This window comes from Arthrobacter sp. Y3225116, from assembly GCF_059091245.1.
Genome location: NZ_JBNHGL010000528.1, coordinates 1 through 681, shown reverse-complemented (window position 1 = coordinate 681; position 681 = coordinate 1). Strand labels below are relative to the sequence as shown.

At 74.7% G+C, this 681-nt stretch carries 1 protein-coding gene; it reads left to right on the top strand.

The features are described 5' to 3' along the window. Positions 1 to 681 (top strand): NrfD/PsrC family molybdoenzyme membrane anchor subunit (gene nrfD / locus AC5RV2_RS18775; protein WP_494093587.1); only part of this gene is annotated, 681 nt, incomplete at both ends.

Genomic DNA, 681 nt, shown 5'->3' with positions numbered 1-681 from the left:
GCCCTCGCGGCGGTCGGCCTCGGCGCCGCCGCGCTGATCGAAGACCTGGGCCGGCCCGAGCGGTTCCTCAACATGCTGCGCACCATCAAACCCACCTCGCCCATGAGCCTGGGCTCCTGGATCCTCGCCGCGTTCAGCGCCGGCGCCGGGATCTCGGCGGCGTCCGAAATCGACCGCCTGACCGGCTCCCGGCTGCCGCTGGGGCCGCTGCGCCCGGTGCTGCGCGCGCTCGAGGGCCCGGCGGGCGTCGAGGCCGCGGTGTTCGCGGCACCGCTCTCCGCCTACACCGCAGTTCTCCTGTCGGACACCGCGAACCCGACCTGGAATGCCGGCCGCGACGACCTGCCCTTCGTTTTCGTCAGTTCCGCGAGCCTCGCCGCGGCCGGTCTTGCCCTGATCACGACCCCCGTCCGCGAAGCCGGGCCCGCCCGTGCGCTCGCGGTCCTCGGCGTTGCCGGTGAGGTCATCGCCACCCGGGTACTGGAGCGCGGCATGGACCCGGTGGCCGCGGAACCCCTGCACAAGGGTGCTCCCGGGCAGATGCTTAAGTGGAGCGAGCGGCTGGCCGTCGCAGCCGGTGTGGGGGTGCTCGCCACCGGCAGGCACAGGCTGGCGGCCGCGGCCTGCGGCACGGCGCTGCTGGCCGCCTCGGCGCTGACGCGGTTCGGCATCCTGCGCGCC